Source organism: Vibrio sp. bablab_jr001, assembly GCF_016464285.1.
Lineage (GTDB): Bacteria > Pseudomonadota > Gammaproteobacteria > Enterobacterales > Vibrionaceae > Vibrio > Vibrio fluvialis.
In genome coordinates, this window is the sequence record NZ_JACDWZ010000092.1 from 251,694 (window position 1) to 277,727 (window position 26,034).

Sequence of the window (26,034 nt, forward strand, 5' to 3'; positions counted from 1 at the left end):
ACGAATTCTGGTTTGCAACACTTGCAAACCGAGTATGAAAAAAGGACCCATCGGGTCCTTTTTTGTTGTGCCTGATTCAGCTTAATAGTTACTTGCTACTCAGTACGCTCGCCGGATTGAGCTTGCTGGCGCGCGCTGCGGGATACCAGGTTGCGAGCAGGCTCAGCACGATTGCCGTGCCAGACACTAACAGCACATCACCACTTTCCACCTGTGAAGGCAGGAAATCCACAAAATAGATATCACCGGATAAAAAGTGATGGCCAATCAGCGTTTCCAGCCCTTTCACCAAAGGAGTGAGGTTAAACGCAATCACGACACCAAACACACTGCCGACGATACTGCCCAGCACACCAGAAAACACGCCCTGCCAGACGAAAATTCGCTTCACCAGACCATCCGTCGCGCCCATAGTACGCAGAATCGCGATCTCGCCAGCGCGGTCCTTAACCGCCATCATCAGCGTGGACACAATGTTAAAGCTCGCCACCCCTATCACCAGCACCATCACCAGATACATAATGGTGCGCACCATTTGAATGTCGCGATACAGAAAGCCAAACTTCTGCTGCCAGCTGCGCAGGTAAACATATTCATTCAGCGTGTTACCCACTGAGCGCACGATTTGATTCGCACTCAGCACATCAGCCACCTTGATAGATACGCCGCTCACGCCCTGCTCCAAACGCGCATATTGCTGCGCATCGGCTAACGGCAGCAGTGCCATGCTGTGGTCAATCTGGCCGTTCAGGGCCAACAGACCAGAAATCTGCACCCGAATTCGACGAGGAGCCTGTACGCGTGATGACCCGTCAGCAGTTGGGATCATCAACGTGACATAGTCACCGACCTTGGCCCCAAGCTGATCCGCTACACCTTTGCCCAGAATCACCTGCTGTTCACCGGGCGCAAACGTTGACCACGCGTTATTGGTCACGAACTGCGACAAACGAGATACCGCCTGTTCCATATCGGGATCCACACCGCGCACTTCAATGGCTTTTAGCTGCGTACCTTTTTCAGCCAGCGCAGTGAATTTGACATACGGCGCAGCAGCCAACACCTGCGGATTTTTGGTTGCTTGTTTCACCATCGACTGCCAGTTCTGAATAGGACCGCGCACACCTTCAAACTCGCCATGTGGGATAACCGACAGAACACGGTTTTGTAACTCGCGTTCAAATCCGTTCATCGCCGACAGACCAATGATGATCACCGCGACACCAACTGCAATACCGATGGTGGATGAGAGCGAAATAAACGACACCATTTTGTTGCGCTGCTTAGCGCGACTAAAACGGCCGCCGATGAAAAGAGACAATGAAGCCAGCACCTATGCTTCCCCCACATTCAGCAGCAGACCATCCTGCATGTGCAGTCGGCGATCCATCTTGGCGGCCAATTCACCGTCGTGCGTCACGACTAAAAAGGCGGTGCCCGACTCACGGTTCAATTCACGCATCAAATCGTAAATAGACAGCGCAGTTTTGTGGTCAAGGTTACCTGTCGGCTCATCTGCCAGAACTAAATCGGGTTTATTCACCAGCGCACGGGCAATCGCCACACGCTGACGTTCACCACCGGAAAGCTCAGAAGGTCGATGTTCCAGACGATGCGAGAGTCCAACCCGCTCCAGCAACGCCGCCGCGTCCTGTTTCGCCTGCGCCACTTTTTTACCACCAATCAGCAACGGCATCGCAACGTTCTCTAACGCACTGAAATCGGCGAGCAAGTGATGGAACTGGTAAACAAAGCCCAAATGTTGGTTGCGGATCTTAGCTTGTTTATTTGAACTCAGTGCGCTCAACTGTTGACCCAAAAACTCGACATGGCCCTGAGTCGCATCATCCAGCGCACCCAGAATGTGCAGCAAGGTGCTTTTACCTGAGCCTGATGAACCAATGATCGATGCCAGTTCCCCTTTCTGCAGTTCAAAGCTCACACCTTTAAGCACTTGCGTCTGAAGATCGCCTTCCTGATAAGTTTTGCAAACTTGATGACAACGTAAAAGGTTATTCATAACGTAGAGCCTCAGCGGGTTTAACAGAAGATGCGCGGTAAGACGGGAACAGGGTCGCCAGCAGGCTTAGCGCAATAGCCAGAACTACGACAACACAGATTTGCAGCGGATTAATCAGCACAGGCAGTTCACCGCCCATCGGGAACAAGGCCACGCCAAGGGCATCCATAATGGTATTGAGATTATCCGCCAGCAGCACGCCGAGCGCGCCCCCGACGATGGCGCCAATCACGCCGCTGCTGGCCCCCTGAACCATGAAAATAGCCAGCACTTGGCGATCCGTCATGCCCTGGGTTTTCAAAATCGCCACTTCCGCCTGTTTCTCCATCACCACCATGATCAGTGCAGAAATGATGTTGAACGCCGCAACACCAACAATCAGTCCCAGCATCAGACCCATCATGTTCTTTTCCATCCGCACGGCTTGGAAAAGCTCACCGCGTTGATCGCGCCAGTCGCTCCATTGCCAGCCATCCAGCAGTGGCGACTTTGATAGCTCACCAACCACAAACGGGTCGCTGAAGAACAAACGCCAGCCGGAAACGGTTTGGTCGTCAAAACGCAGTAATTTGCCTGCGTCGTGAATGTGCGTGATCATTAACTGACCATCCACATCCGAGCCCGTATTGAAAATACCAGCAACCGTGAAATTACGTTGGCTCGGAATACGGCCAAGCGGGGTAAACTGACTGGCACTGGTCACCATCAGGCGGACCTTATCGCCGACAGACACATTCAGATTACGCGCCAACGTGTGGCCGAGAAAGACGCGGTATTCACCTTCGGTGAGCGAAGACAAGCGCCCTGCAATCAGATAGTCGCCAATCGGGTCGTGTTGATTAGGTTCAATGCCAACCATTAATCCGGCAGAAAGCTGCGATGCGCTCTGAATCACCGCTTCGCTGCGAACAATCGGTTCAGGTTCGCGTTGAGTCGAGAGCGCACGAATAAATTGCGGCGCCTGATCGGTCAGCACCGTTTTGTCCTGAGCCTGAGAGACCACCGCTTGTGGCAACACGCCAAGAATGCGATTTTTAAGCTGCGCTTCAAAGCCATTCATGACCGAAAGCACCGTGACCAGCGCCATCACACCGATGGTGATGCCCGCCGTCGACATATAAGAAACGAAACGACTGAACCTGTCACCGGATCGCCCGCGCAGATAGCGTAACCCGATGAAGGTAGAAATCGGATGAAACATAATGAAAACCAATCAAATAGGATGGCGTTACTGTAGCGAGAATCCCGCCAAGGTTGTAGTTTTTCTTTGCTAATTCTCTGTTAGAGGCGCTTCAATTCACACCAATAACAATGACATACCTTGATTACTTGGTCTGTATAGCGATAATCAACACAGAGGTGAGAAGGAACACACTATGACAGATCAAGAATATTTCACGGTGCATCACGCACTGAACATCAACGTTGAGCCGATGCCGGCCGACTTTCTGCTGCCTTCTCCACTGGATTTTGAAGCTGAAATCCCGGCGCCGTTTGTTGTCGCCAGTGAATTCAGCCAGATGGATCAACTCAACGATGCAGCCAGGCTCGAACTGAAAAACAGCGACTTTAAACACGTGATTCAGTTGTTGGAAACACAGAACTCGAAACTGAATCTGCTACTGAGTTTCATGCTGTCACAACAAGACGATCCGACCTTGCGAACCTTCACCGTCAGCTTTGGCGCCAGCCAGTTCACCTACAAAGCGAAAAGTGCTTTGCAATCGGGTCAGCAAGTGCGAGCCAAGCTCTTTCTGGAACATCCCGCGGCCGCTATCTACTGTTACGGCCTGGTTGTTGCCTGTGAAGCAGAAGAAGGCCATTTCATCGTGACGGTACGTTACGAACTGCTGCGCGATACCGATCAGGATCTGCTAATTAAAGCCGCCCTTTATCAACAGCAGAAGCTGCTGCGACAACGCTCTTTAGACCGAGAAAAATCATAAGCGTTACCATGACTAAACAAACTTTACTCTCTCTGCCTGCCGCTACTGGAGCGGGAGACAAAAAACACGTTGGTAATCTTCATGGTGCCAGTCTGGCGCTGGCCATTGCCGAATTGGCCAACCAGCACAACGGCCATACTCTGCTCGCAGTGCCTGATCCACAAACGGCGCTTAAGCTGCTGCAGGAGATTGAGCAGTTCAGTCAGGCAGCGGTGGCTCTGTTTCCGGATTGGGAAACCCTGCCGTACGATAACTTTTCGCCGCACCAAGAAATCATTTCCGACCGAATTTCCCGGCTCTATCAACTGCCTTCGTTAACGCGCGGCATTACTATCGTGCCGGTGAGCACACTGTTGCAACGTCAAACACCGCGCGATTTTCTGTTACAACACACGTTGATGGTCAAACGCGGAGACCTGTTCTCGTTAGATAAGCTGCGAGTGCAGTTGGAGAACTCTGGTTACCGCCATGTCGATCAAGTCTTTGGTCCAGGCGAATACGCCAGCCGTGGCTCGATTCTCGATCTGTTCCCGATGGGGAGCGCCGATCCGTACCGGATTGACTTCTTCGATGATGAAATCGACACCATTCGTACTTTCGATCCGGAAAACCAGCGTTCGATTGAAGAAATCGGTGAAATCTGTCTGTTACCAGCACATGAGTTTCCGACCACCGAGCTGGCAATTGAAGAGTTCCGTACGCGATGGCGCGGCCGCTTTGAAGCGCGTCGCGAGCCCGAATCTGTCTATATGCAGGTTTCCAAAGGTACGTGGCCGGCGGGGATCGAATACTGGCAGCCGCTGTTTTTTGACCACACCGAAACGCTTTTTGACTATCTGCCTTCAGGCAGCCAGTTGTTGAGTGTCGGCCAACTCGAAAACGCCATCGATCATTTTCTTAAAGATGTGGATTACCGTTACGACCAACGCAAAATCGACCCGCTGCGCCCACTGCTGCCACCGGAGGAGCTGTGGCTGAAAAAAGACGAACTGTTTGCGCGTTTTAAAACCCTGCCTCAGGTGCTGCTGAGTGTTGAACCGGTGGAAGAAAAAGCCGGCCGAGTCAATCCACGTCTACAACCACTACCAGACTTGGCAGTTCAACATCAGAACAAAGAACCACTGGCCGCTCTGCGCCAGTTCTGCGAAAGTTTTGCCGGGAAAGTGATTTTCTCGGTGGAGTCTGAAGGTCGCCGCGAAGCACTACTGGAACTGCTGCAACGCATCAAACTTCGTCCGCAGAGCAAAGCCGACTTTATGCAGGCTTATCAGAATGACGATAAGTTTGCGTTGGTGTTGGGCTCGGCAGAGCGCGGCTTTATCTTTGGCGATCATCAGCTTGCGTTGATTTGCGAAAGCGATTTACTGGGTGATCGCGTTATTCAACGCCGCAAGAAAGAGCGCAAAGCGACCAACAGTGATGCCATCATCCGCAATCTGGCTGAACTCAAGCCAGGGCAGCCCGTGGTGCATATTGATCACGGTATCGGTCGTTATGTCGGCCTGCAAACCCTGGAAGCTGGCGGTATGACCACCGAATATGTGACGTTGGAGTATCAGAACGACGCCAAGCTTTACGTGCCGGTTTCGTCGTTGAATCTCATCAGCCGCTATTCCGGCGGTGCCGAAGAGAGTGCGCCACTGCATAAACTCGGTGGAGAAGCATGGGTAAAAGCGCGCCGCAAGGCAGCGGAGAAAGTGCGTGACGTTGCGGCGGAGCTGCTGGATGTATACGCCAAACGTGAACTGAAACCTGGCTATAAATTCCAACTCGATCGCGATCAGTACGCGACCTTCAAATCGGGCTTCCCATTCGAAGAAACCGACGATCAGGCAATGGCCATTAATGCGGTGATGTCGGATATGTGTCAGCCGAAAGCCATGGATCGTCTGGTGTGTGGTGACGTGGGCTTTGGCAAAACCGAAGTCGCCATGCGCGCCGCCTTTGTCGCCACCGACAACGGAAAACAAGTGGCGGTATTAGTGCCGACCACCCTGCTCGCTCAACAACATTTTGAAAACTTCCGCGACCGTTTTGCTAACCTACCGATTCGGGTAGAAGTGCTTTCTCGCTTTAAATCGGCCAAAGAACAGAAAGCCATTTTGCAAGACGTGGCGGACGGCAAAGTGGACATCGTTGTCGGCACTCATAAGCTGCTTTCGAGCGACATCAAGTTTGCCGATTTGGGCCTGCTTGTTGTCGACGAAGAACACCGTTTCGGCGTGCGCCAGAAAGAGAAGGTCAAAGCAATGCGCGCCGACGTCGATATTCTGACTTTGACCGCAACACCGATTCCGCGAACCCTCAATATGGCGATGAGTGGCATGCGCGATCTGTCGATCATCGCAACCCCACCGGCTCGTCGTATGGCGATCAAAACCTTTGTTCGTCAGAGTGAAGACAGCGTGATCCGCGAAGCCGTACTGCGTGAAATCATGCGTGGTGGTCAGGTTTACTTCCTGCATAATCAGGTGGAAAGCATCGATAAAGTGGCCGCCGATCTGGAAAAACTGATTCCGGAAGCACGCATTACCGTCGCGCATGGCCAGATGCGCGAGCGCGAATTGGAACGCGTGATGAACGATTTTTACCATCAGCGCTTCAACCTGCTGGTGTGTACCACCATCATTGAAACGGGCATCGACGTGCCGACCGCCAACACCATCATCATGGATCGCGCCGATTCATTAGGTCTGGCGCAGTTACACCAGTTACGTGGACGCGTCGGTCGTTCTCACCATCAGGCTTACGCCTACCTGCTGACGCCGCATCCGAAAGCAATGACCCAAGACGCGATAAAACGGCTTGAAGCCATTGCCTCGTTGGAAGATCTTGGCGCGGGCTTTACTCTGGCGACTCACGATCTGGAAATTCGCGGCGCGGGTGAATTGCTTGGCGATGAGCAGAGCGGTCAGATTCAGTCGATTGGTTTTACGCTGTACATGGAAATGCTGGAGCAAGCCGTCGAAGCCTTGAAGTCAGGCAAAGAGCCGTCCTTGGACGATCTCTTGCGTGAGCAAACCGAAATTGAAATGCGAATTCCTGCGTTGCTGCCCGATGACTACATTCCGGACATTAACACCCGCTTGTCGATGTACAAGCAGATCGCCAGCGTGGCTGACAGCGATGAACTGACGGAACTGAAAGTCGAGCTGATTGACCGCTTTGGCAAATTGCCGGACGCTGCGCTCAACCTGCTGGCGATTGCCGATCTCAAGCTCAACGCCGCACGACTCAAAATCCGCAAAATTGAGGCACATGAGAAAGGTGGTTACATTGAGTTCTATCCGAATGCTGACATTAACCCTATGTTTTTGGTTAAACTACTGCAATCGCAACCGAAGAAATTCGCTATGGAAGGGCCGACCAAGTTTAAATTTGCCTTACCTCTGGTCGATCGCAGAGAAAGAATTCAATTTGTTGCAGACATGTTGAGTGAATTCCAGCAAAATCTACTTCCAGCAGCCTGAGAGATACGTTCTCTTTTGATCTACCCATACAGCATGATGTGATTGTTTCATTGGTGTATGGGGACAAGAATAAAGTGCCGTCGCACTGAATAACGGAGTCATAATGAAAAAGCTGATCCCACTACTACTTTTGCTGGTATCCATGTCAAGCCTGGCACAGCGACAGTTCGACATTGAAGTGATTCTCTTCAAACGAGCGGTTGATGCTGAAAAAGTGAGTGAATCATGGCCAAACAGCCTGCCGGAAATCAATGTATCTCGCGCTGGCAGCTTCGGCGATGCGAATTATCGCCAGTCTAAAGGCGTGCAAATGCTGCCTTATTCTCAGTACCAACTAAACGATCAGGCCCAGAAACTGAAGAACCACGCCGGTTTCCAGGTACTGCTGCACACGGCTTGGCGTCAGGGTGATGAAGGCCGCGCTGCCGCGCCGATTTTTCACATTCAGGCGGGAAAAGATTATTCTGCCCAGTTTAAGCCGGATGGCAGCGAGATGACCAAAGCAGCCACCACCGACACGCCGATTAATGGTGTTGTAGAGCAGAGTATTGCCAAACCGCTGTATGAGCTCGATGGCACACTGCAAATCTACGTTCAGCACTATCTGTATGCTGAGGCAATGATGGATTTAAAAGAGCCAAGCGTGCGCGAAGTGGTGATGAAGGATACTCCACTGGATCTGACGGTGGCACCCGATGAGCAGAATGCCACCGTTCAGGCGGGTAATCTGGAATCCGTATCGCCAACCGTGGATGTGGAATCATTCCTGAAGAGCTACCGCATGGATCAGAAGCGCCGAATGCGCAGTGGCGAAACCCACTATTTAGATCATCCGTTAATGGGAATGATCATCCAGGTTCGCCGAGTCGACCAGAATTAAAGAAACGCCCTTTGTGGGCGTTTCTTTTATACTCAAACCTGATAAACCGTGCATAGGTGAATCACTTATGAGCCCTGATTTTCAGATAATTACCCAACGTCTGCAATTACGCTTGATTACTCTCGAAGAAGCCGCAGAGTTTGCTGACTGCGTTCGCCACTCTCCTTCTCTGCATCATTGGGTGGATTGGTGTTATGCGCAGTTCTCGACGCAGGAGGCTGAACGTTTCATCCTGGCGACTCGTCTGAACTGGGTAAAGGCCGACTCTTACGGATTTGGTGTGTTTGATAAGAAGCAACAGCAACTTGTGGGGATGGTGGCGATTAATGAGTTTTACCATACCTTCAATATGGCCAGCCTCGGTTACTGGGTTGCCGACCCCCATCAGCATCAGGGCATGGGAAAAGAAGCGCTTAGCGCGCTGATTGAGTTCTGTTTCAGCAGGCTGGAACTCACCCGGCTTGAGATCGTTTGCGATCCGGACAACGCAGCCAGTCAACGTCTCGCTATCGCCTGCGGTGCGATGCAAGAAACCATTGCCAGAAACCGCTTTCTGTTCGACGGTAAACCTAAAGATGGTATTGTCTATTCATTGATTCCAGAATAATAAAAAAGCCCCTGATGGGGCTTTTTTAATTCATCTTGCTTAGTGAAGCTTGAGGTTTGGACGCAATACGCGGTTGATTCGTCCCACCAGCATCATCAGGCCAGTTTTGAACATGCCGTGCAACGCCATCTGATGCATGCGGTATAGTGAAATATACACCACCCGTGCGATACGGCCTTCAACCATCATAGAGCCTTTAGTCAGGTTGCCCATCAGGCTACCAACGGTAGAGAATCGGCTCAGAGACACCAGAGAACCATGGTCTTTGTAGACGTAAGATTTCATCTCGCGACCAATCAGTTTTGCCACAATGTTTTTAAACGCAAGACTCGCCATCTGGTGCGCAGCTTGAGCACGTGGTGGAACGAATGAACCGTCAGCCTGAGTGCATTGTGCCAAATCGCCGATAACAAAAATATCGTCGTCACGTGTGGTTTGTAGAGTGTCTTTCACCACCAGTTGGTTAATGCGGTTGGTTTCTAGGCCAGCAATCTCTTTCATGAAATCCGGTGCTTTAATACCCGCCGCCCAAACCATGATTTGCGCAGAGATTTTTTCGCCGTCTTTCGTTGTCAGGCCATCCGATTCCGCTTTTGTGACCATCGTTGCGGTACGCACATTCACACCCAGTTTAGTCAGCTCACTGTGTGCAGCAGCTGAAATACGTGGTGGCAATGCTGGCAGAATACGTTCACCCGCTTCAATCAGGTTCACGTTCAGCTTGCTGGAATCCAAATCACCGAAGCCATAGGTATGCAGTTCTTTCACCGCGTTGTGCAGTTCAGCTGACAACTCCACGCCTGTCGCGCCCGCGCCGACAATAGCGATATCTACCGTACCGTTACCATTTTTCGCGTGCAGTTTCAGGAACTCGTTGTTCATCTCTGTACGGAAGCGGTTTGCCTGTTCAGGGCTATCCAGGAAGATACAGTGTTCACGAACACCAGGAGTGTTGAAATCGTTCGATGTGGAACCAATCGCCAGCACCAGAATGTCATAAGACAATTCACGTTTTGGCATCAGAAGCTCACCATGTTCATCTTTCAGTTCGCTCAGCATGATGGTTTTGCTGTCGCGGTCGATGGACTCAAGGCTGCCTAGTTGAAAGTCAAAGCTGTGGTTTTTGGCATGAGCACGGTAACTCAGAGCGTCCACCCCTTCATCCAGAGACCCGGTTGCAACTTCGTGCAACAAAGGTTTCCAAAGGTGGCTAGAGTTACGGTCTACCAGTGTGATTTCTGCGCGATGTTTACGGCCCAGTGTACGGCCCAGCTTGGTTGCAAGCTCAAGACCACCAGCGCCACCGCCTACTACGATAATGCGTGTCACAACAACAATCCTCAAAACAAATATCAATAACTATGGTTCGGCACGATGACTCATACCGAGAGAATTCTTTGCAAAACTGTCGTTTGGGTATCGATGTTTGTTTTCGGCTATTAATGCTCTATCGACACGTTCATTGGGCTAAAAGCGTGGTTAACGCAAAAATATCGGGCAAGTTTTCGTTCTTGCTCTTTCTGTTTTTTTGATATCTATCAAATTTTTTATGCGCAAGCCATTATATAGAGGTAAATTCCCCACGCAACCTAAGAATTCGCCGAATTCGCTGCTTTTTTGCGACAAAAAAACGGCCCGTATCGTGGGCCGCTGAAACTCATTTCATTTGTGCTGGTTATGCATTTTTGAAGGATTTGATCGTCTGTAAATGCTGCGAAATCTTTTTGAATTTGTGAGACTGCGCTTCATCCCAAACAATGTCATAGTAATCCTGTAGCTCTTTAGCAGTTTCCCGATTATCCAGAATCTCGTCGTTACGTGACAAAATAACTAGGCAACGGCCTTTATTCTTAACTCGGTACTGCTCGACGCATTTGGTGGCGATGTCTTCGTATTCTTCAGGGCGATCAATTCGCCCGACCATGTTGCGTTCAGGATGCAGATTAGGATTCATAATCACCTGCTTGATACCGCACAAGAAACCCACCCGCTCTGACCAATAGCCGCCTAAACCTACCCCACAAATGATAGGGTGTGGGTCGTTGGATTGCTCAATCACTTTATGAACTTCTTTGAGCAGATGCTGCATATCATGCTTAGGATGCAAAGTACTGTAGTTGATGAAACGAACGTCGTCGTCGATGAACTGAAGCTGCAGGACTTTCTCGTGGTTCCCTGGGCTAGTTGAGTCGAACCCGTGCAAATAAATAATCATAATGTCCCCCGATTCCCTTGAGGTTTTAATCTACCACGAACTGTATGGTTTTAAAGATATAGAAAACAATTTAACGCAACAAGGTGGATAAACAGTGATCCTAACTACAGAATGTTTCTTTGATGTGTAATGCCTGCTGATAGTAACTGTCGTCCCCCCACAACTGGAACGCCAGCAGATACCACAGCATGGCCATCATGGTCGTTCGCGGTAACCAGGCTTGCACACCATCCACCCACACATCAACATCATCAATGTCACGTAACTGGCAATAACGAAATACGGAATCGAGAATCTTCTCTCCGGCCACATTGATGCTCAGCGCTAAGTCCATCCTCGGGTCTGCGATTGCGGCATATTCCCAGTCGATGACTTTATTGCCCTGTGCGGTTTTCACCATATTGTAGCCCGCCAGATCAAAATGACACAGCGCAGGCAGGACATCCACCGTATTCGGAGTCGTTCTCCAAGCCTGATACAGCGACTGAATATCAGCGGTTTTGAACTCAGATTTGAGCTGCATCCAATAGTGATCGACCCTTGCCGCAAAGCTGAACGGGACTACCGGAATGCGGGAAACATTCAGTTCATGAATGCGGATTTGTGTGCGAAGCAGCGAATCGAACGGCAAATTATTGGTCAGCGATTCCCCTTCTATCCACTCCACCAGCAGGCCCTGATCGTTAACGGATACGGCTGCCGGACCGATATGACTGGATTCAATCGATTTAAGAATCTGATATTCCTGGAAACGAGAGATAGAAAACGCTTTGGTGATCGGGGTTGTCGGACGCCATACATAGGCTTTGCCTTGCGAGCAGACCACTTTCCAACAACGGTTGGTCAACCCTCCCGTCAGCGTTTGCGCGTATTCGGGAGGAAACGAGAAAAAGTGAGTAAGGGATTGCAACGTGGGATCTAACTGACACGCTTCACGCCAGGACATTCTCGCCATCACTCACCTCTTCATTTCAAAGCTTACAAACCAAACAAGCTTTTAGACTGCTGCTTACGAATTTCGGTTTCATCTGCCCATTCGATCAGGCCTGTTTTCAGGTCCATCAGACGCATGGTCATTTTGTAGTAAACGTCCGTGTCGCTACCTGCATTCTTCACGATGCTGGATAGGTTGCCATACAGCATGTACTCGGCGCCCACCATTTTACCAAACTGAATCGCTGTGCTTTGGTTCACCAGTTCATCGTTGTTCTGGAATTTCAGCTGTTCACGCACAGCCTCGACACGATCCATATCCACAAAGCGGAATTTACCCGAATTCAGCATTTTAGTACTGATGGTGTCGGTGATGGACTCGGTATCGATGTGTTCGCTGGTTTTGTTTTTGATGCGCTCAACAAATACGATTGGACGTGAGTCACGGGTGATTGCCGACACTGAACCAGACATCATCATGCTATCAATCATATCTGCAGCGATCTTTTGCAGATCCGTAGAACCAAAGTCGACAGTGACAGTTTCTACAGCTTGTGCATCCCCATAACTGACTTTGTTTGAACAGCCGCCCAGAATTACTGCCAGGCCAAGCAACGCGATGATACTTTTTTTCATTCTGAATCCTCTAAACTAACTCGATGAGCTTAATCATTTGATGCACGGATTTGTACGCGGAATTGAGTGCCATTCGGGTTCACCGACACTTCCGACAGCGATACTGTCTCTTCCCCACGTACAATAATTTGTTTCCAAGGTCCCGGCTGCGTGTTCACTTCCAGTCCTTCATTGTCGTACCAATAAAAACGGTACTGCAAATGTTGGTCACCGCTGTATTGACTCAACAGACGAACGACACCGCGGGTGTGGCCATCGAACGCACTAGTGGCGATATCTTCAACGCTCAGACGGCCCGCCAAAACGTTATCGCCTATCAGCACTCGCTGTGTGCTGCCATCAACTCGCAAGCCAGCGGTGTTGTCAGCACATCCCATCAGCGCTAACGCAGACAATAAACAGATTAACCATTTTTTCATTACAATCTTCCCAGTTGTTTATGCCATACGGTGGCATGATTTCCCTGACGCGACAGCCACACCAATGTTGTCCCGCGTTGCGGTACAGTAAAGGTGTAATTTTGACCATCCACCTGTAAGTTTTGTTGACCAGCATCGACCACGGAACTAGAGGCATTCACAGCTTCAGGTAACGTCAACCAACTGCGCGTATCGGGTTGCTCCGTTAACGTATTCAACACGTTAAAAATCAAGTTGCCGACATCGTCACCTTTGGTCGCTTCTTTGCGCAACTGATCTTTCGCCACCACTCGTAATGCCTGACGTATAACCAGTGCCGGCATTCGTTCTCGCAGATCGCGTTGCGCCATCAAATCCACATCCGTCAGGCGATCACTGTGCAACTCCGTATCATTGAGACGCAGAGGTGCAAACCGCGGCATTGTTTGCTTGGGATAGTAAGGCAACGCCAAAGAATACAACGCGGTATTCCCTCTGCTGTCAAAAAGCGGTAAAGATAACCGCCAACTCTCCAAAGCCTGCACAATACCTTGTTCGTCAATCACGATAACCCGCCCCTGCTGATCGTTTAGGGACTCACTCTGACCGTAACGCGTGGTGAGCTGCGTTAGGTCTTCGTTCATGCCAAGACGCTGTGCGACGCGAATCGTACCATCGATCACAGCACGGTTTTCCGGAGCCACCGTCAACGCGCGTCGATAATCAACATACGCGCTGTTCAAGTCATTCGAGGCTTCGTAAAGCAGTGCTGAAAGATAAAGCAGGTAACCGTTTTGCACCGCTTGCAGTGTCTGCCCGGCATCCGGATATCTGGCCAGAACACTGCCCAGATTCGGAGTGACGCCTTTTGACTGCATTTCCTGCTGCGCTTGCTCAAGTTCCGCTTCACGAGACTTTCTTGCCTGCTCTTGCACCTGATTTGCCCGGCGCATTTCCACCAACGCCCCTTCTAAACTATTGTTTTGAAGATAGTTCAAACCAAGATAAAGATGCAAAAAACCAAGTTCATAGTCTGCTGGCTGATAGTCATTGAGGTTATCGTTTACCGCCAATGAACCCACGCTGGTTGCCGTCGAGCTGAGAGAAATAACCGCTTGATCCTGCTGGCGACGAATCGCCGTATCCGACAACTCAAGTGCAGATTGGCTTTCAGCGTATTGGCGATTTAGAAAATAGACGCGGCCTTTTTCCAGATTGTCCAGAATGTCTCCGGCAACGTAATCAGAAAACTCTTCGGTGGCTTGTTGATAATCGCCCGCTTTAACCGATTGGTATAAGTCAGAATTCTGAGCACTGTAATGGCTGAAAAGATTACCAGCCGTGAAGTTTGCACAGGCGCTAAGCCACACACAGGTAAGCGAAATGGTCAGGTGTCGTAAGTTAAACTTCACTACAAACTCCGCTTGAGCATCAATAGAAGCGTCTGACCCGGGCAACGCCGGGCCAGACAAACGGTTAACTCATCAACAGAGGGCCTAGCGGACGGCCGCCCACCAGATGCATGTGGATATGGTAAACCTCTTGGCCGCCGTGTGAATTGCAGTTCACTAACAAACGGTAACCATCTTCAGCAATACCTTCCTGCTCAGCGATTTTCTTCGCCACGGTAAACATGCGGCCTAAAGCAAGTTCGTCTGCTTCTTGCACGTCATTTACGGTCGGAATCAGTTTGTTCGGAATGATCAGGACATGGCTTGGCGCACGTGGGTTAATATCACGAAATGCCGTTACCAGGTCATCTTGATACAGAATGTCAGCGGGAATTTCTTTGCGAATGATTTTACTAAAAATGGTTTCTTCAGACATGAAGCTCTCCATCAGAGGTATTTTGAAATGTCATTGTTTGAGTGAGTATGCGACAAGGCGTATTAAAGCTCAATAAAAAACACCGTTCACTTAACAGAAACAAAGTTTGGCGGCAGATAAAAAATGTTTTTGCAGTGTCCGTCATAAAATGCGCTTCTCACGCTCAATACAATAATGATTATTTTGTTAATTTTTTAAGACAAATTTGTCATTACTATTTTTATAAGAATTTTGAGTGTATCAAGGGAGAGATTTATGCAAGGTTCAGTGATCAGGCGTATGTACGCCGGCTTTGCGCTGATAATCATCATGTTCGCCGTGACGGTGGCCATCATGATGGGAGGTATGAGCCAAATTCATTCCAATTTTGAAGGGGTATCCAAAACCGCTTTACCACTAGTTTCACTGTCTAATAAAACCAGTGTTCAACTGCTCTCTGCAGACAAATCTTTCAAAGACTTTTTGACCACGCAGAATGTCGACCGTATGAACGTAATGCGCGGCGAATTCGCTCAGGCGAAAGATGATTTCAGCGCCGTATTGAGTCAACTGGCAGCGGCAAGCGTCTCACATCCTGATTTGCAAGAGCGTATTGACGCTCTTAAGCAGTTGGAAAGTCGCTATTTTAACGAAGCCAATGAAGCGATGAACAACTATCAGGCGATGTTCGACGCTCAGGCAAAAGTACAAAAATCCACGCGCGAATTTCAACGTCTGCATTTTGAACTCAATGTGGGCATGAAGAGTTTTGTTGATGACCAAAGTAGCATCTCCGTCAAAGTCATGGCCAAAAGCTATTTCATCAAGCTGAAGGACGCCGAAGTGATTACCTCGGATGCCCTGGCTAGCTCAGACGTGGATTTTGTTGAAAAGGCCGTGGCTAAGAACAAGAAAGCGGTTACTCATCTCAATTACGCCTATCGCGGTCTTGCCACGCAACTCCCTGAGTTAAAAGAAACCTTCGATGAACCCGTACAGAAGTTCACTCAAGATATCGGCCAGAAAGGCGGCGTACTGGATCAACACAACGAATACCTCAAAGCGCGTGCCGCGTTGTATGACAACATCGCGAACTTAGCGACCGAAGTTGACAATGCGATGAAGATCCTCGATTCGTTCAACCAAACAGCGACGCAAGATCTGGATAACTCACTTGCTGAAGCTGGCAACGTTTATCAACAGGGCGTGTACAAGGCGATCGGAATCGGACTGGTGGTCGTGCTGCTGGCCGCGGGTATTGGCTATCACATCGCGCACAGCGTCCGTTCACCATTGAAACGTATTCTTACTACACTGGAAAGCCTGACGCAGGGCGATATGACCCAGCGAATTGAAATCACTCATAACAATGAGTTTTCTCGCCTCAGCGGTCACATCAACTCACTGGCGGATAACCTGCACGATATTTTGCTCAAACTCAATCAAGCCTCAGATGATCTGACCTCAACAGCAAATCAGAACCAATCGACCTCACAAGGCGCGCAATCGCAATTGAACAGCCAACGCGAACAAACCGCTAACGTGGCGACCGCCATGACTGAAATGGCCCATTCTGTTCAGGAAGTGGCGCACAGTGCGCAAAACTCGTTGGAAATGGTACAACAGGTGGAAACGGCTTCGGAGTCTGGCCGCCATATCATGAGTAACAACATTACCACCATCAACCAACTGGAAACTCGCCTGAATGATTCTGTAGAAGCTGTGGGGCAACTGCGTAAAATGAGCAGTCAAATCGGTTCGATTCTGGATGTTATTCGCAACATCGCAGAACAAACCAATCTGCTGGCACTCAACGCAGCGATTGAGGCGGCACGTGCTGGCGAGCAGGGCCGAGGCTTTGCCGTGGTTGCTGATGAAGTGCGCGTACTGGCTCAGCGTACCACCGAATCAACGTCCGAGATTGAAACCATGATCAGCAATCTGCAGACCAGTTCAACGTCAGCCAGTAAAGTGATTGAAAGTTGTATGCAAGATATGGAGCAGTCGGTGGAGCAAGCTTCTCACGCCAACAGTGCGATGGAAGAGATTCAGGCATTGATCATCGAGATCAGCCAAATGAGTACTCACATTTCTCAGGCGGCAGCGGAGCAAAGTGAAACCACAACAGCGATTGCTCGCAGTATTGAAGACATCAACCATATTGCCGATGAAAGCTATCAGGCGATGAGTGAAATTGCCCAAACCAGTGCCAATCTGACTCAGTTAGCCAGTCAGCAGAGCCACCTGGTGCATCGCTTCAAATTGTAAAACCGCAACCAAACAGCCGCTTGCTTTGTTAGGGCGGCGTAAAATCTTGACTCAGGGTGACTTTTCTAAGCGGTCACCCTTGTTTTTTGTGCGCTGCGTCGTTATATGGATACTATGGCTTGCAACGCTCTTCTCAAATATCCCAATTTTTCGCAAGCCAAACATGAGGATAACGTATGGCCGTTCATGTTGGCATCATAGATCAGGATCCGGTTCGTCTGATCACTCCGCTACTGGATAATCGAACCGTCAGTCGCCACATTGTGTTTATCGGTGACCGTTCACAAGAATCAATGTATGTTCGTTTGCATACTGTTCTCAATCAGCGTGATATCACTTCTGAGTTTTTCGAGATTCCTGCGGGTTCAAACATCGCCGACATCAAAACCTCGATTCGCGAACTGGCTGAAGACCTCAAACAACGCAATCTCGACGTCAAACTAAATGCCAGCTGCGGTCTGCGTCACCGTTTGCTGTCGGTCTATGAAGTATTCCGCACATACCACTGGCCGATTTTTGTGGTTGAACCGAACAGTGATCGCCTGTGCTGGTTGTATCCGGATGGAAATAAAGATACTCAGGTTCAGGATCGCATCACCATTTCCGATTATCTGACCATTTTCGGTGCACGTGGCGAGTTCAGTGAGCAAAATCTGCCACCGCAACTGGATCAAAAGCTTTACGAATTGGGTGAACGCTGGGCAAGCAACGCTCTGGAGTTGGGCCCTGGTCTGGCGACACTGAACTATCTGGCAACCACTTGTCGTAAAGAACAGCGCCTGGATGTTGAGCTGTCCGACAAACAGCAAGGCTACCGAGAACTGAATCTACTCCTGAGTGATTTAGTGGAAGCTGACATCGCCACTTACGACAAAGGGATTCTCACGTTTGCTAATGAAGACGCGCGACGCTTCTCAAACGGTGAATGGTTAGAAACCTTGGTTCACAGCACCGTTCGTCAGATCCAGGACGATATGCCAACCATTCAAGACCGCTCGCTTAACGTGCAGGTTTATCGCCAACTGGGCGATCGTGAAGTGCGCAACGAGTTGGATGTTGCTTCGGTGGTGAACAATAAGCTTCACATCATTGAATGTAAAACTAAAGGCATGCGCGACGACGGCGATGATACGCTGTATAAACTGGAGTCATTGCGTGACTTATTGGGTGGGTTACAGGCCCGTGCCATGCTGGTGAGCTTCCGTCCGTTGCGTCACAACGACATTACTCGCGCCGAGGATCTCGGTTTAGCGCTCATCGGTCCGGATGAGCTCAAAGACTTGAAAACTCATCTTAAAAACTGGTTTGCCGCTGCCGGTGGTAGCGAAGAAATCTAATCCATTAAAAAAGCCCGCTCAGCGGGCTTTTTTATTTAATCAGTGATGGCTCGCTTAGCAATCATCTTCTGTAAAGTTCGATGGCAGCGTGGTCTTCATCTGGTTCCAGATATGCGCACTCGCAATACCGTACTGACGAATAATACCCGGCAACTGTTCACGATCGCCAGTTGAACATACATCCAACAATTCACGATAGAATTTCATCGCCAATTGGCGTGCTTCCGGGTTCGAGAAGTAGTAGCTACCAACGCGATCATACAGCTTTCTCAGACCATTAAAGATCAGACCGTAAATCTGGTTGCCAGAGTGGAACGCCAGACGTTGGAACAACATGTAATCGTAGAAATTAAACGTTTTCGCCAGTAACAGCTCCTGACGTTTCGCTTCATCTTTCTCACCATCGTCTTTCACCTGCTGCAGAATTTTCTCTGCGTAAGGGGAAGAGGCGATAAATGCGTCCCACGACTCAGCGTTCAACAACGACTCACACGAATCAATCACATTGGATATGGTGCGCTCACTGCTTTCTTTGTTTACCTTAAACGCATAACGCATAAAGATAGGACTGATGTTGGTACGCGCGGCCAGAAGATCCTCGACGATACTGGTTGCGTTTTCTGCATCCAGCGTCATCAGAGTATCCAAAATATGTAAACCGGAGGTTTCCATAAACTGGTTCACTTTGGTTGGCTTACCATGTTGAATGGTTAACCATCCATCACGAGCTAAACGCTGTAAAACTTCGCGAAGCGTTGTACGTGTTACACCAATCAGTTCGGAGAGCTCTCGCTCGGCAGGCAGAATGGAACCCGGAGGGAATCGACCATTCCAAATGCTTTCAATAATGTATTTCTCTGCAAAACCTGCTGGGCTTTTTGCCTTGATGACCATTAAGTACTTTTCCAGTTTTCTATTTTTTGGGTCGAATGGCACTCATCATACCACTAGTTTTCATTCAGCGGAAACAAACCATTGGGAAACTGGTAACAACCGCTCAGTTAGAGTTATAGCTCTATTTTTGGATTATCTTTTTGTTATTCGGAAATTTTATTGTGAAATAAACGTTTCAATGTGTTTCAAAATATTTCTTAATTAACCTTTCTTAGACCATAAATTTCCATTTAAAGAGATATTGCTCACATTATTATTTTTATATTCTTCAAAATTAACTTACCAATAAGAGGTATTTTTCAACACTAAACTTATATTTACTCCAATCTGCTGACATCCTCCCCTTCTGAATGAAATTTTTATAACTTTTGTGCTATGCTAGCGCCACTTTGATCGCGTTTCTCTACGAAAGTGCAGTGAGCCATTTATCAACAGATGGTTTGATATTGACTAAATTACGTCTCACTGTATTGTGGCGTTCAAAGTACAGAGTGCTTATTTTCCTCAGGGAGTGACTTAGTAAGTCGGTCGGATAGCTTCCACTTATTGATTTACTAAGCCATTGTTAAAAAAGAAATTTGTATAGACTTACGTCTGATTATATTGAATTGATTCAAAAACAGGCACATAACTTAAGTCTATTCATCACTAAAGTGAGAGTGATCACCATGCCGATGTCGCTTGGAAGCGCATTTATCAAAAACTTCTTAGGTAAAGCGCCAGATTGGTACAAAGTTGCCATTATTGCCTTCCTTATTATCAACCCAATTGTTTTCTTTTTAATTAATCCGTTTGTTGCGGGCTGGCTATTAGTCATTGAATTTATTTTCACTCTGGCTATGGCATTGAAATGCTATCCGTTACAACCTGGTGGATTATTAGCTATTGAAGCTATCGCAATTGGCATGACCAGCCCAGCACAGGTAAAACATGAATTAGTCGCAAATATCGAAGTATTATTACTTTTGGTATTTATGGTGGCTGGTATTTACTTCATGAAGCATTTGCTGCTGTACATTTTTACCAAAATTTTACTTGGCATTCGCTCGAAGCCTCTGCTTTCCGTCGCATTCTGCGTCGCGGCGGCATTTTTGTCTGCGTTCCTAGATGCGTTAACCGTGATCGCGGTCATTATCAGTGTTGCTGTCGGTTTCTATTCGATTTACCACAAAGTGGCTTCGGGACAGTCATTCCATTCAGCCCATGACCACACACAAGATGAACACATTCCAGAGCTGACACGCGATGACTTAGAAAACTACCGTTCGTTCCTGCGGTCGCTGCTGATGCATGCTGGTGTCGGTACAGCCTTAGGCGGCGTGACCACGATGGTAGGCGAACCACAAAACCTGATCATTGCCGATCAGGCAGGCTGGTTCTTTGGGGAATTCTTGGTGCGCATGTCACCAGTAACACTACCCGTCTTCCTCTGCGGTATTCTGACCTGTGTTCTGGTTGAGAAACTGAAAGTATTCGGATACGGCTCAGAGCTGCCACCGAATGTGCGCCAGATTCTTATCGATTTTGATACTGAAGAACGTAAGACCCGTACCAACCAAGATGTGGCAAAACTCTGGATTCAGGGCGCTATCGCAATCTGGCTGATTGCTGGATTAGCATTGCACTTGGCGGCAGTGGGTCTGATTGGTCTCTCGGTTATCATTCTCGCGACGGCCTTTACGGGTGTGATTGAAGAGCATTCACTGGGGAAAGCGTTTGAAGAGGCGCTGCCGTTTACCGCTCTTTTGGCTGTGTTCTTCTCCATCGTTGCAGTCATTATTGATCAGGAGCTGTTCAAACCGATCATCGATGCCGTTCTGCACATCGAAGACAACGAAACTCAGTTGGCTCTGTTCTATGTCGCGAACGGCCTGTTGTCTATGGTGTCAGACAACGTATTCGTAGGCACGGTGTATATCAACGAAGTGAAAACCGCCATGATGGAAGGTATCATCACTCGTGACCAATTTGACTTGCTTGCTGTGGCCATTAACACCGGGACAAACCTGCCTTCAGTCGCGACACCGAACGGCCAAGCTGCTTTCCTATTCCTGCTGACATCGGCTCTGGCTCCACTGATTCGTCTCTCCTATGGACGCATGGTAGTGATGGCTCTACCGTACACTGTAGTGCTGACGCTGGTTGGTTTAGTCGGCATCATTTTCTTCGTCGACCCTATGACCAGCTATTTCTACGACATGGGCTGGATTAGTCATCACAGCGTTCCAACAATGGAGAGCGTTGTGTCGAGCGCTCACTAAAAATGTATTGAATAGGAAACTATTCCGAGATAAAAAGCTCTGAGTTATCAGAGCTTTTTTATTTGAACAAGTAAGGACTGTTACGTGAACTTTTTATCCGGCTTGAAATCTTTTTCACAGTCTCGTCTATCCTGGGGACTACTATTCGCCTTCATCATTTTCTTTGAAGCCTGCGCATTATTTTTTCAGCACGTCATGATGCTTGCTCCATGCGTGATGTGTATTTATGAACGTATCGCGATGCTGGGAATTGGCGGTGCAGCGGTGATCGGTCTTATCGCTCCCCAAAACCCTCTATTTCGCTGGATTGGGCTGATCGCTTGGGGTGGCAGTGCTTACAAGGGGTTGACTCTGGCAATGCAACATGTGGATTACCAATTTAACCCTTCACCGTTTGCGACTTGTGACCTGTTTGTTATGTTGCCAAGTTGGGCACCGTTGAATCAATGGTTCCCATGGATGTTCGAAGCTTACGGCGACTGCAGTAAAGTCGTTTGGCAATTCCTGTCTCTCTCCATGCCCCAATGGCTGGTCATTATCTTTGCTGCAAATCTCGTTGCTCTGGCAGTGATCATTTTAGCTCAGTTTGCTAAGTCAAAACGTTGATATTTTGGCTATAAAAAAGGCGCCCTTTTGGCGCCTTTTTCATTTGTCGTTTAGTCTCGCACGGGAGCGGGAGCTAATACTTCTCGGTTCCCGTTGTGTCCCGGAGCACTGACTATACCTTGTGCTTCAAGCTGTTCGACAATTCGTGCTGCTCGGTTGTAACCAATCTTAAAACGGCGCTGAACGCCGGACACAGAGCCTCGGCGGGTTTCTACGACGTGTTCGACTACTTGATCAAACAGCGGATCCATTTCTTCATCGCTTTCCATCTTCTCACCCGGCAGCAGAGCGTCAGGCCCTTGATCACCGTTAGTGATCTCGCTGATGTAGTTTGGCTTACCACGCGCTTTCCAGTTGTTCACAACAGCATGCACGTCATCATCGGAAGCAAACGCACCATGCACACGAATCGTATGGCTTGAGCCTGGCGGAAGATAAAGCATGTCACCCATACCCAACAATGATTCTGCGCCACCTTGGTCGAGAATGGTTCGTGAGTCCGTTTTGGTTGAAACCGTAAACGCCACGCGAGTTGGGATGTTGGCTTTAATTAAGCCGGTGATTACATCGACTGACGGACGCTGAGTCGCCAGAATCAGGTGAATCCCCGCGGCGCGCGCCTTTTGGGCCAGACGCGCAATCAGCTCTTCCACTTTCTTACCAACCACCATCATCAGGTCGGCAAATTCATCCACCACGACTACGATGTAAGGCAGTTTTTCCAACAGCGGTGGTTCAGGGTCCATACTGTCCCCTTCCTGCCACAACGGATCGTGAATCGGGTGACCAGCTTCCGCTGCCATTTTCAACTTATCGTTGAAGCCTTTAATGTTCCGCACGCCCAGCACTGACATCAGTTTGTAGCGACGTTCCATTTCTCCCACACACCAACGAAGAGCATTGGAGGCATCTTTCATGTCGGTTACCACTTCAGACAGCAGATGGGGGATCCCTTCATAAACGGACAGTTCCAGCATTTTCGGGTCAATCATGATGAAACGAACATCCTCCGGAGTCGACTTGTACAGCATACTCAGAATCATGACGTTCACACCCACGGACTTACCGGAACCCGTGGTACCAGCCACCAGCACGTGCGGCATTTTCGACAGATCGGCGACCACGGCATCACCTGCGATATCCTGGCCCAATACGATGGTTGTCGGTGATTTAGACTCTTTGAACTGCGGACTGCTGATAACATCCGACAGATAAACCGTCTGACGGCTCATATTTGGCAGTTCCAGCCCCACATAAGGCTTACCCGGGATCACCTCAACCACGCGTACCGCCATCGCTGACAGTGAACGGGCAAGGTCCATCGACAAGCTAGAAATACGGCTAACTTTCACGCCAGGAGCCAAATCCAGCTCAAAACGGGTAATCACCGGTCCTGGGAAAATATCCACGACCTGCGCCTGAATTTTGTAATCGGCCAGTTTCGATTCAACCAAACGTGCAATCTCTTCCAGCGCTTCACGATCGATAAAATTTTCACGTTTCTCTGGATGATACAACAGCTCCAACGTCGGCATCGGCTCCGTCGGTTTAGGCAGATTCGCATCTTTTTGAATCAAGAACGGATTCTGTTTGGCCGCCATATTTGCCTGAGCCTCAGAGACTAAGCTCTGGAATGCTTTCACATCCTGATCGTCGTCCTCGTCGAATTCGTCATCAATGTATTGAAGCTCATCATCCACTTCGTCTGTTATCACGTTATTCGAGACGCTCGGTTCGTCGCTGTCGTCGTCATCCAGGATGTCAAAGTTGGAAATAGTCGGCTCAATATGAACGTGATCCTCTTCAACATCATCAATCGTATGACTAAAGGCAATCGGATCCACCTGCGGTTGAACGGGTTCTGAAACGGCAAAAGTGGGATCACTGATAGACGCATTCTCAATCTGCGGCACTGCTTCATCCCATGGTAGCGTATCATCGGCGAAATCATCTTCTTCGCGGGCTACCATTTCCAGCTCTTCAATCGTGGCGCCCAATTGGCGACTGCGTGAACTTTCTAAGGTTTCTTCGTCTTCTTCAAAGCTGTACAACGGAGCGGATGTCGGTGTTACCTCGGGTGCTTTATTTGGCTGAGGTTGAGCCACCGTCTCCTTGCGTTCAGGCATGTGAATGTTAAAGCGTCGTTCTTCTGATGCGGGTAGCGTGTCCGCTTCACGGACAGGCTCTTCAAACGACATTGTTGGCGCTTCTGCACATGCAGTTTGTTGCGCTAATGAGTTGGTCACAAGCTCAGTAACCATAGGAGTCACCAGTTGCGGTGCAACAATCTCTTCTTTCTCACCGCGCAGTCGATTAATCAGCCAGTGGAAACCACGAATACTGGATTCACCCAATCTCTCTACGATATTCAGCCAAGAGATCCCCGTCAGCAGGGTAAATCCGGCTCCCCACAGAAACAGCAGTGCCAGAGTGGTTCCCAACACGTTTAGGGTTGGTAAGGCGAGGCTGGTGAGCACATCACCGACAACACCACCGGAAGAGAAATACCAGATATCATCAAAGTTGATGTCGGCTAAGCCACAGCTGGTCAGCAATAACACCACTAAGCCCAGAAGGCGTGTTCCCCAGAGCATAAGATCAATGGATTCATCTTCGTCACGATTGCGCAGCAAAATCCAGGAGATTACCGTCAGAATGACAGGCAGCGGATAGGCAAGCGAGCCAAAGACAAAAAACAGAGTATCGGCGACCCAGGCACCAACAATGCCACCTGCATTCTGAATATCAGATCCCCACGCCGTTTGCGACCAGGATGGATCAGCAGGATTAAAAGTCAGCAGAGCGACCGCTAAAAGAATGGATGCCAGTACAGCCAGAATCAGCCCGCACTCGCGAAGACGTTGTACACCACTTAAACGAGAAGACTGAGGCTCTTCACTCGTTTTGATAATGGTTTCGACTTTATTGTTGTTCTCTTTGAACATAAACCAACTTGAATATGATTATGGCCAATGGGGGTATCACTATACGCACATTGGTAGGGTGAAAACAGTCCGAGCGGCAAAAGCCGCTCGGTTTGTTCGAAGATTTAACCATATCAAGGTCAAAAACCCAATTAGCGAAAGTCAGAATGTGGAAAGAAGTACCACTATTCCGACGAATTCTAATTAACGAGTCTTGATGACCAATTGGTTGGTCTGCTTCACTTCTTCCATCACCACGTAAGTACGAGTGTCGTTTACACCCGGTAAGCGCAACAAAGTATCCCCTAGCAGCTTACGGTATGCACCCATATCAGATACACGTGTTTTGAGCAGATAGTCGAAGTCACCAGATACCAGATGACATTCCTGAATATCATCCAGCTTTTGAACCGCTGTATTAAACTGTTCAAATACATCCGGAGCACCACGGTTTAGCGTGATCTCTACAAACACCAAAAGCGAAGCATCAAGATACTGCGGATTCAACAACGCGGTGTAACCCGTAATGTAGCCCTGACGCTCTAATCGACGAACACGTTCCAAACATGGAGTTGGAGAAAGACCCACACGCTTAGACAATTCAACATTCGAAATACGACCGTCTTTCTGCAACTCATTCAAAATGTTGCGGTCGATACGGTCTAAATCCTTGGACGGCCTTTTATAGTTGTCTGCCATTTTTTATTCCACCTTATTACTTCCTTGCAAAAATATATACTACAACTTTTTAATATTCAGTATCAAATATCATATTGTACTAACTATACTAGCCATAAATTCGATACAAAAACCCTACAATAGTCAATACAACC

The 26,034-nt window shown here is 48.9% G+C and carries 21 protein-coding genes; 8 read left to right on the forward strand and 13 right to left on the reverse strand.

The features are described from left to right. Positions 1-88: 88 nt before the first annotated feature. Genes lolE through lolC form a run of 3 tightly spaced genes read right to left on the reverse strand, consistent with a single transcriptional unit; the run spans position 89 to position 3,221 of the window. Positions 89-1,333, reverse strand: a complete 1,245-nt coding sequence (gene lolE / locus JIG40_RS14875) for a lipoprotein-releasing ABC transporter permease subunit LolE (protein WP_199465586.1) — start codon at positions 1,331-1,333, stop codon at positions 89-91. Further along, positions 1,334-2,020 carry a lipoprotein-releasing ABC transporter ATP-binding protein LolD gene (gene lolD, locus JIG40_RS14880; RefSeq protein WP_020327790.1) on the reverse strand — a complete coding sequence of 229 codons (687 nt, stop codon included), beginning with the start codon at positions 2,018-2,020 and terminating at the stop codon, positions 1,334-1,336. Continuing rightward, on the reverse strand, positions 2,013-3,221 hold the full coding sequence (gene lolC, locus JIG40_RS14885; protein ID WP_199465587.1) for a lipoprotein-releasing ABC transporter permease subunit LolC: 1,209 nt from the start codon (positions 3,219-3,221) through the stop codon (positions 2,013-2,015). The genes lolD and lolC overlap by 8 nt, the downstream gene beginning before the upstream one ends. A 175-nt stretch (positions 3,222-3,396) precedes the next feature. Between lolC and JIG40_RS14890 the strand changes: the two genes are divergently transcribed. The 4 genes from JIG40_RS14890 (at position 3,397) to JIG40_RS14905 (ending at position 8,923) form a co-directional block, all read left to right on the forward strand. After that, positions 3,397-3,966: a hypothetical protein gene (locus JIG40_RS14890; protein WP_024373531.1), complete on the forward strand. Its 570-nt coding sequence runs from the start codon at positions 3,397-3,399 to the stop codon at positions 3,964-3,966. Between the two features lie 8 nt (positions 3,967-3,974). Next, positions 3,975-7,436, forward strand: coding sequence for a transcription-repair coupling factor (gene mfd, locus JIG40_RS14895; protein WP_199465588.1), 3,462 nt, complete (start codon positions 3,975-3,977; stop codon positions 7,434-7,436). 103 nt (positions 7,437-7,539) lie between these two features. Continuing rightward, the gene (locus tag JIG40_RS14900; RefSeq protein ID WP_199465589.1) at positions 7,540-8,316 is read left to right on the forward strand and encodes a peptidoglycan binding protein CsiV; all 777 of its coding nucleotides are present in this window, start codon (positions 7,540-7,542) and stop codon (positions 8,314-8,316) included. A 67-nt stretch (positions 8,317-8,383) separates the two neighbouring features. Then, positions 8,384-8,923 (forward strand): GNAT family protein, encoded by a 540-nt coding sequence (locus JIG40_RS14905; RefSeq protein ID WP_199465590.1) that lies wholly within the window; start codon positions 8,384-8,386, stop codon positions 8,921-8,923. A gap of 39 nt (positions 8,924-8,962) precedes the next feature. Here JIG40_RS14905 and JIG40_RS14910 read toward each other — a convergent pair whose 3' ends face one another. The 7 genes from JIG40_RS14910 to hinT all read right to left on the reverse strand — a co-directional run bounded on the left by JIG40_RS14910 (position 8,963) and on the right by hinT (position 14,932). Continuing rightward, positions 8,963-10,252, reverse strand: a complete 1,290-nt coding sequence (locus JIG40_RS14910; RefSeq protein ID WP_199465591.1) for an NAD(P)/FAD-dependent oxidoreductase — start codon at positions 10,250-10,252, stop codon at positions 8,963-8,965. 346 nt (positions 10,253-10,598) lie between these two features. Beyond that, positions 10,599-11,138, reverse strand: coding sequence for an alpha/beta hydrolase YcfP (ycfP, locus tag JIG40_RS14915; RefSeq protein WP_020327798.1), 540 nt, complete (start codon positions 11,136-11,138; stop codon positions 10,599-10,601). A gap of 100 nt (positions 11,139-11,238) precedes the next feature. Further along, positions 11,239-12,093, reverse strand: a complete 855-nt coding sequence (locus JIG40_RS14920; protein WP_199465592.1) for a phosphotransferase — start codon at positions 12,091-12,093, stop codon at positions 11,239-11,241. A 23-nt stretch (positions 12,094-12,116) separates the two neighbouring features. Further along, complete coding sequence (gene lpoB / locus JIG40_RS14925) at positions 12,117-12,707, reverse strand: penicillin-binding protein activator LpoB (RefSeq protein WP_020327800.1); 591 nt, start codon at positions 12,705-12,707, stop codon at positions 12,117-12,119. Between the two features lie 29 nt (positions 12,708-12,736). Next, complete coding sequence (locus JIG40_RS14930) at positions 12,737-13,126, reverse strand: YcfL family protein (RefSeq protein WP_044365540.1); 390 nt, start codon at positions 13,124-13,126, stop codon at positions 12,737-12,739. Continuing rightward, complete coding sequence (locus tag JIG40_RS14935; RefSeq protein ID WP_199465593.1) at positions 13,126-14,517, reverse strand: hypothetical protein; 1,392 nt, start codon at positions 14,515-14,517, stop codon at positions 13,126-13,128. Before JIG40_RS14935 ends, JIG40_RS14930 begins: the two co-directional genes overlap by 1 nt. 64 nt (positions 14,518-14,581) lie before the next feature. Beyond that, positions 14,582-14,932: a purine nucleoside phosphoramidase gene (gene hinT / locus JIG40_RS14940; protein WP_020327803.1), complete on the reverse strand. Its 351-nt coding sequence runs from the start codon at positions 14,930-14,932 to the stop codon at positions 14,582-14,584. A 255-nt stretch (positions 14,933-15,187) separates the two neighbouring features. Here hinT and JIG40_RS14945 point away from each other — a divergent pair, with 255 nt between their 5' ends. After that, complete coding sequence (locus tag JIG40_RS14945; RefSeq protein WP_024373537.1) at positions 15,188-17,179, forward strand: methyl-accepting chemotaxis protein; 1,992 nt, start codon at positions 15,188-15,190, stop codon at positions 17,177-17,179. Between the two features lie 176 nt (positions 17,180-17,355). Then, positions 17,356-18,516, forward strand: coding sequence for a DUF1887 family protein (locus JIG40_RS14950; RefSeq protein WP_024373538.1), 1,161 nt, complete (start codon positions 17,356-17,358; stop codon positions 18,514-18,516). Positions 18,517-18,570: 54 nt separating this feature from the next. Here the strand turns inward: JIG40_RS14950 and fadR are convergent, their stop codons facing one another. Further along, positions 18,571-19,410, reverse strand: coding sequence for a fatty acid metabolism transcriptional regulator FadR (gene fadR, locus JIG40_RS14955; RefSeq protein ID WP_020327806.1), 840 nt, complete (start codon positions 19,408-19,410; stop codon positions 18,571-18,573). Between the two features lie 668 nt (positions 19,411-20,078). Here fadR and nhaB point away from each other — a divergent pair. Both nhaB and dsbB read left to right on the forward strand, forming a co-directional pair. Beyond that, entirely contained in the window at positions 20,079-21,671 is a 1,593-nt protein-coding gene (gene nhaB / locus JIG40_RS14960) for a Na(+)/H(+) antiporter NhaB (protein ID WP_158151358.1), read from the forward strand. 84 nt (positions 21,672-21,755) lie between these two features. Next, on the forward strand, positions 21,756-22,277 hold the full coding sequence (dsbB, locus tag JIG40_RS14965) for a disulfide bond formation protein DsbB (protein WP_020327808.1): 522 nt from the start codon (positions 21,756-21,758) through the stop codon (positions 22,275-22,277). Positions 22,278-22,327: 50 nt separating this feature from the next. On the opposite strand, the gene JIG40_RS14970 is transcribed toward dsbB, so the two are convergent. Together JIG40_RS14970 and lrp are read right to left on the reverse strand one after the other, a co-directional pair. After that, a complete protein-coding gene (locus JIG40_RS14970) occupies positions 22,328-25,222 on the reverse strand; it encodes a DNA translocase FtsK 4TM domain-containing protein (RefSeq protein ID WP_199465594.1) in 2,895 nt (964 codons plus the stop codon). Between the two features lie 183 nt (positions 25,223-25,405). Then, a complete protein-coding gene (lrp, locus tag JIG40_RS14975) occupies positions 25,406-25,900 on the reverse strand; it encodes a leucine-responsive transcriptional regulator Lrp (RefSeq protein WP_004726475.1) in 495 nt (164 codons plus the stop codon). Positions 25,901-26,034: the final 134 nt, after the last annotated feature.

What these genes read in the sequence shown, in the direction of transcription:
- fadR (WP_020327806.1), bottom strand. Translation starts at nt 19,410, where the DNA reads ATGGTCATCAAGGCAAAAAGCCCAGCAGGTTTTGCAGAGAAATACATT.
- mfd (WP_199465588.1), top strand. Translation starts at nt 3,975, where the DNA reads ATGACTAAACAAACTTTACTCTCTCTGCCTGCCGCTACTGGAGCGGGA.
- lolD (WP_020327790.1), bottom strand. Translation starts at nt 2,020, where the DNA reads ATGAATAACCTTTTACGTTGTCATCAAGTTTGCAAAACTTATCAGGAA.
- lrp (WP_004726475.1), bottom strand. Translation starts at nt 25,900, where the DNA reads ATGGCAGACAACTATAAAAGGCCGTCCAAGGATTTAGACCGTATCGAC.
- JIG40_RS14920 (WP_199465592.1), bottom strand. Translation starts at nt 12,093, where the DNA reads ATGGCGAGAATGTCCTGGCGTGAAGCGTGTCAGTTAGATCCCACGTTG.
- JIG40_RS14950 (WP_024373538.1), top strand. Translation starts at nt 17,356, where the DNA reads ATGGCCGTTCATGTTGGCATCATAGATCAGGATCCGGTTCGTCTGATC.
- ycfP (WP_020327798.1), bottom strand. Translation starts at nt 11,138, where the DNA reads ATGATTATTTATTTGCACGGGTTCGACTCAACTAGCCCAGGGAACCAC.
- JIG40_RS14905 (WP_199465590.1), top strand. Translation starts at nt 8,384, where the DNA reads ATGAGCCCTGATTTTCAGATAATTACCCAACGTCTGCAATTACGCTTG.
- JIG40_RS14945 (WP_024373537.1), top strand. Translation starts at nt 15,188, where the DNA reads ATGCAAGGTTCAGTGATCAGGCGTATGTACGCCGGCTTTGCGCTGATA.
- hinT (WP_020327803.1), bottom strand. Translation starts at nt 14,932, where the DNA reads ATGTCTGAAGAAACCATTTTTAGTAAAATCATTCGCAAAGAAATTCCC.
- JIG40_RS14930 (WP_044365540.1), bottom strand. Translation starts at nt 13,126, where the DNA reads ATGAAAAAATGGTTAATCTGTTTATTGTCTGCGTTAGCGCTGATGGGA.
- JIG40_RS14970 (WP_199465594.1), bottom strand. Translation starts at nt 25,222, where the DNA reads ATGTTCAAAGAGAACAACAATAAAGTCGAAACCATTATCAAAACGAGT.
- nhaB (WP_158151358.1), top strand. Translation starts at nt 20,079, where the DNA reads ATGCCGATGTCGCTTGGAAGCGCATTTATCAAAAACTTCTTAGGTAAA.
- lpoB (WP_020327800.1), bottom strand. Translation starts at nt 12,707, where the DNA reads ATGAAAAAAAGTATCATCGCGTTGCTTGGCCTGGCAGTAATTCTGGGC.
- JIG40_RS14890 (WP_024373531.1), top strand. Translation starts at nt 3,397, where the DNA reads ATGACAGATCAAGAATATTTCACGGTGCATCACGCACTGAACATCAAC.
- JIG40_RS14900 (WP_199465589.1), top strand. Translation starts at nt 7,540, where the DNA reads ATGAAAAAGCTGATCCCACTACTACTTTTGCTGGTATCCATGTCAAGC.
- lolC (WP_199465587.1), bottom strand. Translation starts at nt 3,221, where the DNA reads ATGTTTCATCCGATTTCTACCTTCATCGGGTTACGCTATCTGCGCGGG.